12 protein-coding genes and 5 pseudogenes are annotated in these 15,124 nt (G+C 68.6%); 16 read left to right on the top strand and 1 reads right to left on the bottom strand.

Features of this window, described 5'->3' with window-relative positions; genetic code table 11:
- Nucleotides 1-182: 182 nt before the first annotated feature.
- The 14 genes and pseudogenes from N6H00_RS40730 to N6H00_RS39935 form a co-directional block, all read left to right on the top strand.
- Nucleotides 183-293: pseudogene (locus N6H00_RS40730) on the top strand (helicase associated domain-containing protein); the annotation flags it as partial.
- A 184-nt stretch (nucleotides 294-477) separates the two neighbouring features.
- Nucleotides 478-777 (top strand): annotated as a pseudogene (locus N6H00_RS40725) (helicase associated domain-containing protein); the annotation flags it as partial.
- A 134-nt stretch (nucleotides 778-911) separates the two neighbouring features.
- Entirely contained in the window at nucleotides 912-1,466 is a 555-nt protein-coding gene (locus tag N6H00_RS40720; RefSeq protein WP_443073185.1) for a Helicase associated domain protein, read from the top strand.
- Between the two features lie 55 nt (nucleotides 1,467-1,521).
- A complete protein-coding gene (locus tag N6H00_RS39985; protein ID WP_268969399.1) occupies nucleotides 1,522-2,409 on the top strand; it encodes an ABC-three component system protein in 888 nt (295 codons plus the stop codon).
- Nucleotides 2,406-2,672 carry an ABC-three component system middle component 6 gene (locus N6H00_RS39980; RefSeq protein WP_030405088.1) on the top strand — a complete coding sequence of 89 codons (267 nt, stop codon included), beginning with the start codon at nucleotides 2,406-2,408 and terminating at the stop codon, nucleotides 2,670-2,672. The genes N6H00_RS39985 and N6H00_RS39980 overlap by 4 nt, the downstream gene beginning before the upstream one ends.
- Complete coding sequence (locus N6H00_RS39975) at nucleotides 2,650-2,877, top strand: hypothetical protein (RefSeq protein ID WP_268969400.1); 228 nt, start codon at nucleotides 2,650-2,652, stop codon at nucleotides 2,875-2,877. The genes N6H00_RS39980 and N6H00_RS39975 overlap by 23 nt, the downstream gene beginning before the upstream one ends.
- A gap of 1 nt (nucleotide 2,878) precedes the next feature.
- Nucleotides 2,879-4,413, top strand: a pseudogene (locus N6H00_RS39970) (ABC-three component system protein).
- A gap of 5 nt (nucleotides 4,414-4,418) precedes the next feature.
- Nucleotides 4,419-4,934: a hypothetical protein gene (locus N6H00_RS40325; RefSeq protein WP_329618489.1), complete on the top strand. Its 516-nt coding sequence runs from the start codon at nucleotides 4,419-4,421 to the stop codon at nucleotides 4,932-4,934.
- A gap of 101 nt (nucleotides 4,935-5,035) precedes the next feature.
- Nucleotides 5,036-5,845: a hypothetical protein gene (locus N6H00_RS40320; RefSeq protein WP_329618490.1), complete on the top strand. Its 810-nt coding sequence runs from the start codon at nucleotides 5,036-5,038 to the stop codon at nucleotides 5,843-5,845.
- Nucleotides 5,846-6,045: 200 nt separating this feature from the next.
- Nucleotides 6,046-6,925: pseudogene (locus tag N6H00_RS39955) on the top strand (TnsA-like heteromeric transposase endonuclease subunit).
- Nucleotides 6,922-9,072: pseudogene (locus N6H00_RS40715) on the top strand (transposase). The pseudogenes N6H00_RS39955 and N6H00_RS40715 overlap by 4 nt, the downstream one beginning before the upstream one ends.
- A gap of 97 nt (nucleotides 9,073-9,169) precedes the next feature.
- Nucleotides 9,170-9,601, top strand: coding sequence for a hypothetical protein (locus N6H00_RS39945; protein ID WP_268976808.1), 432 nt, complete (start codon nucleotides 9,170-9,172; stop codon nucleotides 9,599-9,601).
- Nucleotides 9,502-10,182, top strand: coding sequence for a TniB family NTP-binding protein (locus tag N6H00_RS39940; protein WP_268976807.1), 681 nt, complete (start codon nucleotides 9,502-9,504; stop codon nucleotides 10,180-10,182). The genes N6H00_RS39945 and N6H00_RS39940 overlap by 100 nt, the downstream gene beginning before the upstream one ends.
- Entirely contained in the window at nucleotides 10,179-10,808 is a 630-nt protein-coding gene (locus tag N6H00_RS39935; RefSeq protein WP_268969404.1) for a hypothetical protein, read from the top strand. Before N6H00_RS39940 ends, N6H00_RS39935 begins: the two co-directional genes overlap by 4 nt.
- A 475-nt stretch (nucleotides 10,809-11,283) precedes the next feature.
- On the opposite strand, the gene N6H00_RS39930 is transcribed toward N6H00_RS39935, so the two are convergent.
- Nucleotides 11,284-12,156, bottom strand: coding sequence for a pentapeptide repeat-containing protein (locus N6H00_RS39930; protein ID WP_268976806.1), 873 nt, complete (start codon nucleotides 12,154-12,156; stop codon nucleotides 11,284-11,286).
- A gap of 1,001 nt (nucleotides 12,157-13,157) precedes the next feature.
- Between N6H00_RS39930 and N6H00_RS39925 the strand changes: the two genes are divergently transcribed.
- Both N6H00_RS39925 and N6H00_RS39920 read left to right on the top strand, forming a co-directional pair.
- Nucleotides 13,158-13,967 (top strand): helicase associated domain-containing protein, encoded by an 810-nt coding sequence (locus N6H00_RS39925; RefSeq protein WP_268976805.1) that lies wholly within the window; start codon nucleotides 13,158-13,160, stop codon nucleotides 13,965-13,967.
- Nucleotides 13,861-14,280 (top strand): helicase associated domain-containing protein, encoded by a 420-nt coding sequence (locus N6H00_RS39920; protein ID WP_329618703.1) that lies wholly within the window; start codon nucleotides 13,861-13,863, stop codon nucleotides 14,278-14,280. The genes N6H00_RS39925 and N6H00_RS39920 overlap by 107 nt, the downstream gene beginning before the upstream one ends.
- Nucleotides 14,281-15,124 lie beyond the last annotated feature (844 nt).

Genomic DNA, 15,124 nt, shown 5'->3' with positions numbered 1-15,124 from the left:
AACTCGCCCTGTGGCTGTCGCGACAATGCGCAGCTTATCGGCGTCTGGACCCCGGCCAGCAGCGCCTGCTGGCCGACATCGGCATCACGGCCGAGGAAGCCGCGAACGTGCGGGGCGGGACCAGGGCGTCCCAGGCTGTGAACGAGCAGGTTGCTGCCGCCGGTCTGTGGGCGTTGGACGGCATGGCCAGCGCTCGTTCCTTCGCCACGGCACACGGGCACCTGGCAGTGCCCTCGGAGTACGTGCACGACGGATTTGCCCTGGGCCGCTGGCTGGTGGAGCAGCGCCGCCAGGACCGCCGACACGCTCAAACCACCGGAGGCGCGTGGCCGCGTGGCGGGCTGCTGGCCGAACTCGATCCCTGGTGGAACCCGCCGTGGCCTTATCCCTGGCAGCGGTGCTACCAGCAGGCCCGTAAGCGATGGCAGAAGGGACAGCTGAAGGTGCCCGGCCCATCACGGCGGGGACGAGGACGAGGTGACAGTGTGGCTGCGCCGTCAGTGCGCCCGGCACGACGTACTGCAACCCGAGCAGCAGAACCTCCTCGCGGACATCGGCATCACCTCTGCTGTCGCCCGCGCAGTGACCGACGCCGGCCAAAACCCCGCCTGCGTAGACACAGGGCTCGCCCACGCACGGAGCTATGCCGCCGAACACGGGCACCTGGCCATGGCCGAACGGACCCGCCACCACGGCTTCGCTCTGGGGCGCTGGCTCCTACGCCAACGACACCGCGTCGCTGACGGGCGCACCGACCCCGCCCGGATCGCCGCGCTGAACGCCCTCGACCCACACTGGAACCCACCCTGGCCCCTGGCCTGGCAGCGCGCCTACCACCGGGCACGCACCGCCACGACCAGCGGAAACCTGACCGCGGCCCAAGGCCGCTGGATCACCACCCAGACACAGCTGTGGGACAGCCTCCACCCCACCAGCAAGAACTCCTGGCCGGCCTCGGCGCCGCGCCCGCCACCGAACCCGTGCCGACTCCTACGACGACACGCCGCTACCCACCGGGCGAAGGCCTCCCCCACGCCCGCTCCTACGCCGCCGAACACGGGCACCTCGCCGTGTCCAAACACACCCGCCGCCACGGCTTCGCTCTGGGGCGCTGGCTCATCCAGCAGCGACGCAAAGCCCGCGCAGGCCTCCTGTCCGCCCGCACCCTGCAAGAACTCACCCTCCTCGACCCCTGGTGGAACCCGCCCTGGCCCTTCGCCTGGCAACGCAAATACCACCAACACCGCACCCTCCACGCCACAGGCCAGCCCCTCCCGCCCGAACTACAGCGCTGGGCCCGCAAACAGACCACCCTCTATCCGCAACTCCACCCCCACCAGCAGGCGCTCCTGAGCACCGTCGATATCCGCCCTGATGCCCCAGCCGACGAGGCTCCTTGCGTGGAGTGTGACGGTAAGACTTCCGAGAGTGATCACATAGAGTTATTCTTTCCTCCTTGCAGGTGAGGGGGGTATGTGCGGTACGAGCAGCGTGCCTACGCGCGTTGCATTCCTGGAACTCATGGCGGAGTTGTACGAGAATGAGTTCGAGGACTTCTTCCACCGGCTCATGTGCTCGAGGTACTCAGACTTCCTGGATGTTCGCACTGCGGGCAGTCTGGGCGATATGTCGGCAGATGGTCTTACCCTGCACTCCCGCAAGCTGTACGCCTGCTATGCCCCGCAGACGGTGAAGCCGAGCAAGATCCGCAAGAAGTTCGACGGTGACCTGACCGGTGCGCTCGCCAAACGCAGTGGGCAGTTCGACACGTTCGTGTTTGTGCATAACGATCGACGCGGCGTTCACCCCGAAGTGACAACAATGCTGTCCGAGGCCTCCGCCAGCAGGCCGGACCTGCACTTTGAGCAGATGGGTAGCCGACGCTTGTGGCACGAGTGCATGCAACTGGACCAAGTGACGGCGGAAGACGTCCTCCGGTGCGAGATCCCGATCAAGGAGATGACGTTCGGAATCGGGATGGATGGTCTTGAGCCTCTTCTGAAGCGGCTTCAGGAACTCCGAACCTCCTCTGACCCGCTCATGCCTCTGCCGGACGTGCGCATCGAGAAACTGGACTTCAACCGGCTCGAAGGCGAAGCACGCGAGGACCTGCTCCGCGGGATGCGGCAGGCCCACCTCGTGGACGCGTTCTACGCGGGCACTATGCGGGAGCTGGAACACGATGAGGTCGCGCGGGGCTTCCACGTGTACTACGAGCAGGTTCGCAGGCACTGGGACGATCCTGAAGACGTGCTGTGGCAGCTCCAGATGTACGTGCTGGGCAACGCACAGCCGCGGCCGAAGGTGCTGCGTGCCGCCCTCGTTGTACTCGCGCATTTCTTCGGCCGGTGCGACATTTTCGAGGCGCCTCCCACTGGCTGGCAGCCTGGGATCGGGATATCTGCATGATCACTCCGACGAAGGGCATCGCACCTGACCGGTGCCTGCTGGCCGTCGGCGCCCAGGTCCTGCTGCAGTTGGACGAACCGCGGTCGGTCAGTCAGACGTGGGCCCGGCTGAGGACATGGCGGGCCGAGCACGGCCACGCTTCGCCCGTATCGTTCGGCTGGTTCGTCCTGGCGCTGGACGTGCTCTACAGCATGGGCGCCATAGAGCTCGACCAGGACATCCTCGTTGCAAGGAGCATGCATGCTGCGCCGCTTGAGCGCTGACGACGAGCGCTTCAAAGAGGTGTCCTTCGTCGAAGGCCTGAACCTGATCGTCGCCTCCACCACCGCCTCGTCCGCAGACACTGACAGCCGCAACAGCGCCGGCAAGTCCAGCCTGATCGAGCTGATCCACTTCTTGCTCGGATCTCGAGCGACAAATACCGCTCGCCCTGAACAAGGCGCTGCGGCACATCACGTTCAACCTTGAAATGGACTGGCCGGGGCTGAGCAGTCCGCTTGCTGTCCGCCGCAGCGGACAGCGCGCCGGATTCGTGACACTCAACGAGGACGTGACCGGGACAGATGACGGTGCCATGTTTCCCCGCACAGGTGCTGTGGAACTGCCCGTGGAGCGGTGGACACAGCTGATCGAGCGGGATCTCTTCGATCTGCGCGGTGACCACCCGGGCGTCAGCGGAAGGGTACTGCTGTCCTTCCTCGCCCGGCGCATTTCGTCGCACGGCTTCAACGAGCCGACCCGTACCTTCTCCCGCCAGTCCGCCCCGGAAGCCGCCTCCAACCTCGCCTACCTTCTGGGCCTGGACTGGCAGCTCGTCGACGAGTACAGGCAACTGGCCGCCCGCAAGGCGACACGTGTCCAGCTGAAGAAAGCGGTCGATGACCCCGTGTGGGGGCGCATCGTGGGGTCTACGGCAGACCTCAGGGGCCAGATCACGCTTGCCGAGGCGCAGGTGGAACGGCTCCGTGCACAGGTGGCAGCCTTTCAGGTCGTCCCCGAGTACGAGCGGCTCAAGGACAGAGCGGACCAGGTCAGCCGGCGCATCAAGCAACTGGCGCAGGAAGATGTGATCGACCAGCACAACCTCGAAGAGCTCCAGGCAGCCGTCACCGAGACCACCGACGTCGAAGTCGACTACCTTGAGCCTGTCTACCGCGAGCTCGGCGTCGTCCTCAACGATCAGGTCCGCCGACGGTTCGAAGATGTGAGGACGTTCCACCACTCAGTGGTCCGCAACCGCCGACGCTTCCTGGAAGAAGAGATCGCCGAACTCACAGAGCGGCTTCAGTCACGCCGCTCGGAGCGGGCACGCTTGGGCGAGGACCAAGCCCGCCTCCTTCGAGACCTTGCCGAGGGAGGAGCGCTGGAGGCTCTGACGGCCCTGCAGACAGCCCTCGGGCGTGAAGAGGCCGCTCTCCAGGCGCTGCGTCACCGCTTCGAAGCGGCGCAGACCCTCGAAGCGAGCGCCCGGCAGATCACCGCGAAGAGTGTGGAACTGCAGCAGGCCGTTGACACTGATCTCCAGGAGCGCCGCCGTCAGACCGACGAAGCCATCCTGCTGTTCTCTCACTACGCCCAGCGCCTCTACGGTGAAGGGCGCGAGGCCTACCTCGCCATCGAGGCCGGCCGCAACAGCCTGACCATCACCCCGCGCATCGACAGCGACGGCAGCCGCGGCATCAGCAATATGGTCATCTTCTGTTTCGACCTGACCCTCGCGGTGCTGGCACACCGCCACGGCCGTGGTCCCGACTTCCTCATCCACGACAGCCACCTCTACGACGGCGTCGACGACCGGCAAGTCGCCGCTGCCTGAAACTGGCCGCCGAAGTCACCGAGGAAGAGAACCTGCAGTACATCGTCACGATCAACACCGACAGCCTGAGTATGGCAGCACAGCGCGGCTTCGATCCCGAGCCCTACATCCGCAGCCCCCGCCTCACCGACGAACACGAAACCGGCGGCCTCTTCGGCTTCCGCTTCAAAACCACCGGCAAGAGATAGACGAGGTGGCCGACGCCAACAGGATTGCCCCCGACTGCAGTCCCGCACCTGGGATCTTCCGTGTCGCTCCCCTCTCCGGGGAAACGACGTCATCACTGATCTGCCGCATCGCGAGCCGCTACGGGCTGGAAGCGAAGGTGCTGCGGTCCTGCTGGCACTGGCGCAACTACCAACCCGGGCACGGTGGCGGAGGTGCGCGAGCAGATGCCGAGGTGCTGCTGAACGCAGCCGGACGGCAGCGCCTGGCAGGCCTGTGCGGCGTCAAGGAAGACGTGCTGGCGCGGGCGTTGCCGTCCTGGGCGCGGGAGGACTCCAAGCTGCCCGCCGAGGAAGACGGAGTGCCGGCGGCGGCGTGGCGGATTGGCGGCGCGGTCGCCGGGCCGGTGGCATTCGGCTGCCGCCTGTGCACGGCCCGGCGTACGGGGACGGCAGTGCGGATGGTGCGGTACGCGCCGCTCTGGTCCCGGGTGTGTTCGGCATGGGCGGTGGCTCCTGGACGCGGACGCCGACCAGCCTCTTGAGCATCTGGACGTGCGGGGTGTGCCGGAGGTGGCCGCGGCGCAGCGGCGGTGGTGCCGGTGTGGCACGGCGGGCGGTGCGGGCCGGCGCGGAGCCAGAGCGCGTGTTCGCTCTGGCGCACGCGGTGGTGGCCCGGTGGTGGGAGCACGCCCTTCACTGGGAGCAGGAGACGATCTGGCCACGGCGTCTGCACCAGGTCGCGGGCGGCAACGCCGGGGATGATCTGGAGCAGTGGCGGATCGTGGGCCGGGACGCGGTCGTCTTCCCCGAGGTGGTGGCCGTCGCCGACGCGCTGCTGGACCCGGCCATGGCCCAGCTGGCGTGGGCCGACAGCGGCGCCGGACAGCCGCGGGCGCTGCCCGCCGACGGGATGTTCTGCCGCCGGCTCGGCGAGCGAGTGGACCGCCCGTGGCTGGGGCCGCTGGCCGCGACCGACTACGGCGGCCCGCTGACCTCCTGGAGGGGCAGCATCATCCGCATCTGCCGCGGGACCGGCGGACCCCCCGGATACGACAACGATCCCTGGTGGCTGCGCCAGGAAAACCAGCCCTCCACCATGGCCGGACAGCTGCGCGTGCTGGGCAAGGAGAAGAAAGCGCCGGGCTCGGGGACGATGTGGCGCTCGACCGTGCCCGCCGAGCAGCGCGCCCAGATCACCAGCCTCGTCGACGGCGCTCAGGAGCAGCTCATCCAGCTGCGCGGGGCGCAGACCGGTTCGAGTGCGGACGTGGCCCAGCATCTGCTGCGCATCCTCAGCCACAGCGCCGCCCTGCTCGAGAAGGCCCTGCAGCACACTGTCGTGGCAGCCGTGAACGCCGGGGTGCCGCCGCGGGATGTGGCCCAGTGGGCGAAGCTGTCCCCCGGCCCGTTGGCGGACGCGCTCAAGGCCTACCAGGGCGCGGGCGACGAGTAGGCGCCGGTTCGCCGGGAATTGGGCGGCCCGGGACAGGTCTTTGGGGCGCTGGTGTGGTGGCCCGGTGTTACCGCATCACGCGGCTCCACGTGATCGAAACGCCGAAACAGCTCCGGCCGGCAGCCGGGCCGGTTTGGCTGGGCCAGGTGAGCGGCAAGGGTACGGCGGCCGGGTCTGGCAGCAGACCGAGGCAGGTGGACGTGAACATCGGGGCCGGGTTCGAGGCGGTCTTCCTCGATCCCGTCGGGCGGGCGGTGCAGCAGCGGTGGGCGGACGCCGCCCTCGCGGTCGCGTTCGAAGACCTCGATCCGGTGTCGGCGTTCCCGGTGGTCCCGGGACGGCGGTGGGGGCCGGGTCTGTGGTGGTCGGCCACCACCGGGCGGCACGTGGCCGCCGGATCGAACGCCATGCGTACGCAGCTGATGGCCCTGGACCGCTACCCGCAGGTCACCGGCATGGCCGGACAACCGGTACGACTGCTGTGGCGCGACCGTCGGGGCCAGGTGCGTTCCTGGGTGCCGCAGTTGTTCGCTCGCTACGCCGACGGCACCGCTCTGCTGGCCGACTGCCCCGGCCACCCCGATAGGCGGCGAACGCGCCCTGAAGGCCGCGCATGCGGTGGCTGCGGCGTGCGCGGACATTGGCTGGACCTACCGGCGCCTGGCGCCGCTGGACGAAGTTCTGGCGGCGAACCTGAAATGGCTGGCCGGCTACCGCCACCCCCGCAACCAGGGCAGGCCCGGCCTGATGCCCGCAGTCCTCGAGGCCTTCTCGCGGCCGCGGCCGCTGATCGAGGGCGCCGAAGCGGCCGGCGACCCGATCGAGGTCCTCCCGGCCGTCTTCCACGCCCTGTGGCACCACACGCTGACGACAGCACTCAAGGCGCCGCTGCACGAACGGGTCATCGTCAGTCCCGGTTCCCTCCGCGAGGCCTGTGGCGCAGCGCCGGCCGAAAGCCGGCACGATGACGCCGGCGCCGGGCGTGGCGGGGAGAGCCAGGGCTGCGTCCCCGCGGCCGAGTGCCCGGCGTCAGGCGAGGGGTGCGGCGGGGCTTGCGCCTGGTGCGGGGAGGCGGTGTGAGCAGCAGCCGACTGAGCGGTCGGCCGGTGGTGGAGGTCGGGTCTCATGTTCGCTTCCGCGGATTGCGGTGGCAGGTCGTTGCCCTGGCCGGGCAGTGCGTTCACCTGGCCGGCGAGGACGGCAGTGATGAAGCGGTGCTCGCCGGGCACCTCTTCGCCGATCCAGGCTTCGCCCTCCTGGGGGCAGAGGCGCAGCAGCCTCAGGCGGTGCCGCGGTGGGGGCTGTTCGAGACGGCCCCGGCCGCGGCACGGGAGAAGGCGCTGGCCTGGCAGCGCCACGTCCGGGAAGTCGAGTGCGGGTTGCCCGGCGGGCTGGGCAGCGGCGGGCCGGTGCGGGAGCAGTACGACCCCGAGCAGCACACGCTGGCCGAACGGGAAGAGGCCAAAGCAGCAGAGCTGACAGCGCTCGGCTTCGGCCGGGTGTCCCGTACGACGGTGCAGCGCATGCGCCTGGCCTACCGCAAACAGGGCCTGTGGGGGCTCATCGACCACCGCACCACCCGTGGCCCCAGCCCCACCGGACGAGCCGACGAGCGGGTCGTCGCCGCGGTCAAGGAGGCGCTGCGCCGCCAGCGCGGCCGCTCCAAAGGCACCATCAAAGGGCTGATGCCGCTGGTCGCGCACATCCTTAAGGACCGGCACGGCGGCGCGGTGGCGATGCCGGCACAGGCCACCTTCTACCGGCTCGTCCATCAGCTCGCCGACCCCGCCGACCATCCCGCACACCCGGTGCGCACCCCGCCCATCACCGAGGACGGACGAGGGCACACGCCCACCGTCGCCCTGCGGCCGGAGAGCAGGTGCAGATCGACACCACCGGCTCGATGTCCTGGCCCTGTTCGACGACGGCACCCTGGGCCGGCCTGAGATGACGATCGCGGTAGACGTTGCGACGCGAGCGATCCTCGCGGCCGTGCTCTGTCCGGGCGGGACCCAGGCCGTGGACGCGGCCCTGCTGCTGGCGGAGATGGCCGTCCCCCACCCGTCGAAGCCCACCTGGCCCGACGCCCTGCGCTTCACCCACAGCCAACTGCTTCCCGGGTTCGGTTGCTGACGCTGGACGAGCGACTTCAGGACGCGGCCGCCCGCCCGGTCGTGATCCCCGAGACGATCGTCGTGGACCGGGGCAAAGTATTCCTTTCCAGGGCGTTCACTGCCGCCTGCGAGACCCTCGGCGTCAGCGTGCAGCCCGCCCCGGCCTACGCGCCCACCGCCAAGGGCATCGTCGAGCGGACCTTCGGCTCGATCAACACCCTGTTCTGCCAGCACCTGCCCGGCTACACCGGCTCCGACGTCACCCGCCGCGGGCGTGACGCCGAACGCGAGGCGTGTTTCACCGTCGCGCAGTTGCAGGACCTCCTCGACGAATGGCTCGTGCACTACCACCACCGCCCGCACCAAGGGCTGCGTCATCCCGTGCTGCCCAAGGCCGCACTGACACCGAACCAGGTGTGGGCCGCCCTCATCTCGGTCGCCGGGTACGTCCCCGTCCCCCTCACCAGGGACGACTACCTCGAACTGCTGCCGGTGCGCTGGCAGGCCATCACCGAACGCGGGATCCGCCTGCACCGCCGCACCTACGACTGCGACCTCCTGGCCCCCTACCGCAGGCAGCCCTCCCCCATCACCGCCCGCGGCGGGAAATGGGAGGTCCACACCAACCCCCACGACGCCCGCCAGATCTGGCTGCGCCTGTCCGACGGCACGTTCGCCGAGATCCCCTGGATCCACCGCGCCCACGTCCACCGCCCGTTCAACGAACAGACCTGGCAACGCATCCGCACCACCGTCACCCGCCACACCGACCCCGACAGCCTTGAGGCCGACCTCGCCGACGCCCTCGACCAGCTCATGCGCCGCACCCGCACCGGCAACGCCACCGCAGGCGAACAACGCCTCCTGGCCCGCACCCAGCCCGCCCGAACACCCCTGCCCCCACCGCGCTCCGCAAACAGCCACCCGAGCGAAACAGAGGCCAGTGCCGGCCCGACCGGGCCCGCGACGGACACCGACAGCCTCGACGACTTCGACGAGGAGCAGGACCTGGCCCTGGACGCTGAAGAAGACGACGCCGACGACGGCTCGCCCGCCGTCCCCTACACCGGACTCGGTCTCTACGACGCGCGCGCAGAGGCCCTGAAATGGTGAGCAGCCGCCCGCCCGCCACAGCCGCCGATCCCGGCAGCAACACCACACCCGACGTCGGCCGAGCGGGGCAGTCCACAGCGGACACGATGACCGCGTCATGGCCCGTGACCACCTGGCGGGCTGGCACCACTTCGTCGCCACGGCGCCGCCCGCACCGCCCCAGCCCGGCCAAGAGCCCCGCAGCCCGGAGGAACGCCTCGCCTACCACTCCGCGTTCGTCACCGTCCGCACCCCCGCCATCGACACCCTCGCCACCAGCGTGCGCACCCTGATGATCCTCGGCCGCCACCAGACCACCACCGCACGGCCCTCACTGATCGTCACCGGCCCCGCAGCCGCAGGCAAAACCACCGCCCTGCTCCACGTCGGGCGCACCTGCCACCTCGCCCACACCCACCGCACCCCCACCCCGCCCGGCCACACCCTCAGGTGCCGGTCGCCTACGTCCTCGTCCCACCCGGCGCCACCGCGAAGAGCCTCACCGCCGAATTCGCCCGCTACCTCGGCATACCCACCACCACCCGCATGACCCAGGCCCAGATCACCGAGGCCGTCTGCCACACCTACAACACCGCCGGCATCCAACTCGTCCTCATCGACGAGATCCACCGCCTCAACCCCCGCACCACCACCGGCGCCCAAGCCGCCGACCTGCTCAAAGACCTCACCGAACGCATCCACGCCACCTGCGTCTACGCCGGCATCGACGTCACCGGCCACACCCTGTTCAGCGGCGCATGCGCGGACGCACATCCGCCGGCCCGCGCCAACCCTCCATCGACTGCGGCCCCTCCCCGCCCCGCCACGGCAAACCGGCACCCCTTCACCGACGTCATCACCGACCTCGAAAAAACGCCCTCGATCGCCAGCACCACCGCCCTAGGCACGCTTCCCCCGCCCACCACGCCTACCTCCACAGCGCACCGGCGCCGGCCGGCATCGGTAGCCTCCCCGCCTCATCCGCCAAGCCGCCATCACCGCATCTGCGACGGATACCGAACGCATCACCAAGAAGACATCTGGAAGGCCATCCAGCTCGACCACCTCGCCGAAGAAAAGAGCAAGGGCCCCGCACCGCCGGCCGTCCGCACCGGCATGATGCGGACGTGAAAAAGACCAGAGATACGCCGACTGACGATAAGTTCGCTGCCGTCTGCAGCCAGGTGTGGGACGTCCTGATCCCCGCCCGTGCCGACTACCTGGCAGGAGTCTCACCGCACTACGACGAGGTGTTCCACGACGTCGTGCAACGAACCGAGCACGCCAGCAGCCTCGGGAAGACGGACATCGCGGCCCTGGTCGTCTGGAAACGGCTCTCCGCACAGACCGCGTGGGTATCGGCGCTCATGTCCCTGCCCGACGCACACGTGCGCGAGGTCACCAAGCGGGCCGTCACCGCAGTCCGGGACACCGCGGTACCGCGCAGTGAGGCTGCCCGCAAAGGCCGCAGCATCATGTGGGAACTGCCGGGCTTCCGTACCGGCGACGCCCTCGCCTCAGCCGCCCTGACAGCAGCAGCCCCCACACGGATGGCCGTCTACGACCGCCGTGTCCAACACGCCCTGGACACCCTGGGCCTCACCCTCACCCGCACACCGGGACGCTACAGCCGCTACATCCAACTCCTCGACAGCCTCCTCCAACACAGCCGAGCACCCGCCGACGGCTGGACCCCACGCGACATCGACACAGCCCTGTACTGGACCGGCAAAAACCCCCAACCCACCGACCACTGAGCCAGGAGCTACCAGCCTTGATGGCGATATCTGAATCTCCCACCCCTCGATCTGTATCGTCGCAGAGTTGCTCAGCTTGCTTCCCCCAGGCAGACCCGCGCTGGCTGGCGGACGGCCGCCACAAGGGAGGGGCCGCCCGATAGCCAGCCAGCGCCAGGGCCGTCCAGGCGGTTGGAGGAGTTGCATCCTGTCGAAGCGCCACGCCCTTCGGACGATCCGGCGGTCGAGTAGGAACGAAGCTTCGTCGACACCCAGGGCTGAACTGGCCTTCTCCTCCCGCCTGCCCGGCATGGAACGGACTCCATCGCGGGAGGGGCTGCACGGGGAGGCGAAACTGCGGAGTGGGCCGATTGACCGGTATGCCGACATGCCCGGTTTCGCCGTCTCTGCTCATTGGATCGCCGTGAGGGGGCGTAGACGACCGTTTCCGCCCCCGGCCCGGCTACGGACTACGTCCGCTGAAACGGGTCCTCTCTCACCGCGTGCCCGTGTGCATGCGGGAGAGCCGCTTGCGGATACGGGGGTCGTCCTTCAGCGCGGACGGGAGCAGGGTGGTGTGATCCCATTGGGTTTCGAGGAGTTGGCCCGCGCTGATCTTGGCAGGCTGTTCGGAGGCCGGGGTATCTGTGTCAGGGTCGTTTTTGCCGTTGCCGCCGGTGTTGCCTTCGATTCGCAACCAGGCGCCCCGTAGGTCTGCGCCCTTCAGGTCGGCGCCGACGAGTTGCGCTCCGCGCAGGTCCGTGCCGCGCAGGTCGGCCCTTCGGAGATCGGCGCCTTCCAGTCGGGTGCCGACGAGGTGGGTTCCCGAAAGACGTGCCCGGGGCAAATGTGCGTTGGCCAGGTCTGCACCGGAGAGGTTGGCGCGCTCCAGCCTCTGCCCGTTCGCCCCTGTCTCTTCCGCTCCGGCCGGGCCTGGCCGCACACCGATGTAGCGCAGGTGAGTATCACGCAGATCGACCCGGGCTGACTTGTCATGGACGGGGTTCCGTTGGGTGAGCGTTTCGAACGCTGCCCGCACGTCGGGGGCGGGCCGGCCGCCAGCGTCCCGCTTCGTCCCGCCTCCGGCAGCTGGCGCACGCGTGCGGATATACCCCGAGAGAACGTCCACAACGGCTGGCTGATCGCGAGGCGAGTCTTCCATAATCCGCCGAAGAGCGAAGATTCCACCGAGGCGCACCTCGTCGGCCTCGTCTCCCAGGTTGCCCACCGCGGCGTTGAAGCGGTCGGTGATCTGCCCCTCTTTCGTCAACGCCCTCTCCTGCCGGGCTTGATCATTGGCCTGCTGCGTCTGGACACTCGAATACCAGAGGCCGGCCACCGCCACCAAAGACGCGATCAGGATCGACACCAACTCGATGCGCCGCGCCCAGTCCAGACCCCCTGCACCATGCTGAGGGCCGGGTGCGCTCCTCGGCGGCCGAACGGGTCTGCCCCCCGAGCTGGGACGGGCAACAAGACGATGAGGGCGAGGTAACCGGGTGCGGCGGGCAGGCATGGAAGACATACCACCATCCGACTCCGGATGCCCGCATCACCGCAGCGGTTTCCGCTCAGCGCGCAGCTCGCCCCCAGCGCGATCCGCCCTGCGCCCTGGTCCGTGCCGGGGTTCTCGCCGGAGGCGGAGAAGAAGTCAATCGGACACCCGTGGTTGCCGCGCTGTCCGGTGACAGAGACGAGCGACCGTTTTCGCCCCCTGGCCGCTATGGATTTGCGGGCAGCCAAGACGCCCGGGAGAACGACCACCTCAGACGGAGGGGTGCCAACGGCAGTGATCAGCCCGTGGGGAACTGGACCCGTCGCGTCGCTCACCGAACTTCCCCTATCCGTTGAAAACGGGATCAAGTAGGGCGAGGAGCGCACCTGGTCGTTTTCAGAGATCCCCATCAGCCTCCCCGACCCACCCGACTCCATCAGGAACACCTCGACGACATCATTCCCTTCCCCACCGCACACGCCAGACGGCCCCTACAAAGCTCCGACACCACAAACACGAAACCAGGCCTATGACCAGGCACAACACGACTGACCAGCCAAAACACACCCCCGGACCATTAGACGCAGAAGCTACCCACAACGCCCCGGCAATTCCCACTACAACCCACACAACCCCAGGCCAGCCCCACCCCACCCCCACCAAACCCCATTCTCAACCAACACCCAACCCCGCAGCTCACACCACACCCAACACACCAACTACCCACCCTGGAATCGACACCCGCCGACCGGGCCCAGGCCCTCAAAGACATCGATCCCTGGTGGAACCCACCTTGACACCTGAGGTGGCAGCGTCACTACTACCGGGCCCCAGACGCCGCAGCTGGCCGCCCCTCCAGGCCGAGAACGGCTTCAATGACCTCGACGACGCCCTGGCCGCGCGATGGCTGCAGTGCCAGTGCAGCACGTACAACGAGCTCCACCCCGAGCAGCAGCAACTCCTCGCCGACCTTGGCATCACCGCAGCGGCGGTCCAGGGCATGGAACGGACATACACGCGCCCTGCCCCGAAGACGCCGTCTGCGGGGCCGGTCCCGGATACGGAAGACCAGAAACGGCCGGGCCGGGCGAACCGCAGATCCGTCAGCTCCCACCGGTCGACGTCGCACACGGCGTGTCACCGACCCGAAGTGTCCCCGCGAGCCTGGCAGCCGCCCTTGGACACCGCCCCGATCTGAGACCGGGCTTCGAGACCGCCCTGCACACGCCCGGGCCTGGCACGCTGAACACGGCCACCTCGCAGCTCCCCGTGACACCCTGCACGACGGCCACCCCCTGGGCTTGTGGCTGTTCAGCCAGCGCAACCGAGCCAAACAACGCGCCCGAGCCGGTATGCCACCCTCACCCCATCTGACCGAAATCACCGCGATCGACCCCTGGTGGAACCCACCGTGGGACCTGCACTGGCAGCGCAACTACTACCGCGCCCGCGACCACATCGCTGCGGGCGAAGCGTCCGACCCCGGCCGCCCGCATCCCCGCACCGAGCACCGTCCTCGGCGGCTGGATCACCCGAGCATGCCTGAAGTACGACCAGCTCCACCCAGACCAACAGCACCTGCTGAACGCAATCAGCATCACCGCCCAGACAGCCGAACAGCGGCCTCCCAGCCCCCGCCCCCGGCCCCACGCCGAAGCCCTCACGCACGCCCGTACCTGGGCTAGCGAACACGGCCACCTCTGCCCGCCGATCAAGACCATCCATGACGGCTTCCCCCTCGGCGAATGGCTCAACCGACAGCGCGAACTCGCGAAAAAGCGCAGCAGCCCCTCCCCCACCCAGCAAGCACTCGCCACGATCGACCCCTGGTGGAACCCTCCCTGGCCCATCCTGTGGCAACGCGCCTACCACCATGCCCGCACCCACCCCCGCCGCCCCACCGCCCGCCACTGGCTCCAAAGCCAGCGCCGCGGCTGGCTGCTCCTCCACCCCGGCCAGCAGCACCTCCTCACCACAGCCGGCCTCATCAGCATCTGAACGTTCCCCTCGGACCGGCATGGCGCCACCGACTCCGAGTCGGCCGACTCCCTCAGCCAGCCGCGGCCGGAGAAAACTCCTGGTGCTGATCTGGCTCAACAAGCCACCGACGGCACCGAGATGACCGATACTGGTGAGCAAGTCCGGTGTGCCCGCAGGACGGTGCGTGAGGCCAGCGAGCAAGAGAAAGGCGGCGCGGAAAAGGTTAAATGAACCGGCTTAAGGGCTTCATAAGCATTCTTTTTGTTATTTTCGCTATGTAGCCCACCCTGCCCAAAAAGCCGAAGAGAACCTCCCCCGCAAAAACCGCCGAACACCCCCTCGAAACCACCCCACGGGAACAGCGAACCCGCCTCCCAAGGGGCTGACAGGCCTGCCATAAAACACCACCGGCCCGCCCCGCGGCGGCGCCGGCCCTTGGCATGCCCTCACACCACGGCACACCTGTGCCGCCTCTCCCCGTCCCAGCCGTCCCCGCACGGCTCGTTCAGGCATGAGGCGGCCCAGCCGTCACGTGCTGGAAGGGCATCCACGCGATGAACCCGTCCCCCCTCGCCCCCCTCACCGGCCTCCTGGCCGGACTCCCCGCCGTCCTCGCCGGCGCCCTGAGCGGCGCACCCTGGTGGGCCGTAGGAGCGACCGTCATCACGGCATACCTCGCCGTCCCCCTCACCAGCCTGATCCTCGAACACGCCCGACAGCGAAAAGGAACACACCTCGACGAGAAATTCGCAGCCACACTCGACCAGATAACAGACCCCGAAAAAAGAATCCAAGCCATCATCAGCTACCGGCAAGCCACAGCCCCCACCACTCCCCAGCCACCACCCGACCCGCCACCAGG

Origin of the sequence: Streptomyces sp. S465 (genome assembly GCF_026898115.1) — a bacterium.
GTDB lineage: Bacteria > Actinomycetota > Actinomycetes > Streptomycetales > Streptomycetaceae > Streptomyces > Streptomyces luomodiensis.
Note: the sequence above shows the minus strand (reverse complement) of the source record. Positions and strands in the feature narration are given on the sequence as shown.

Bases quoted from the DNA above. Each gene is read 5' to 3' on its own strand.
- N6H00_RS39985 (WP_268969399.1), top strand. From the start codon at position 1,522: ATGGCGGAGTTGTACGAGAATGAGTTCGAGGACTTCTTCCACCGGCTC.
- N6H00_RS39925 (WP_268976805.1), top strand. From the start codon at position 13,158: ATGACCTCGACGACGCCCTGGCCGCGCGATGGCTGCAGTGCCAGTGCA.
- N6H00_RS39975 (WP_268969400.1), top strand. From the start codon at position 2,650: ATGCTGCGCCGCTTGAGCGCTGACGACGAGCGCTTCAAAGAGGTGTCC.
- N6H00_RS39980 (WP_030405088.1), top strand. From the start codon at position 2,406: ATGATCACTCCGACGAAGGGCATCGCACCTGACCGGTGCCTGCTGGCC.
- N6H00_RS39945 (WP_268976808.1), top strand. From the start codon at position 9,170: ATGGCCCGTGACCACCTGGCGGGCTGGCACCACTTCGTCGCCACGGCG.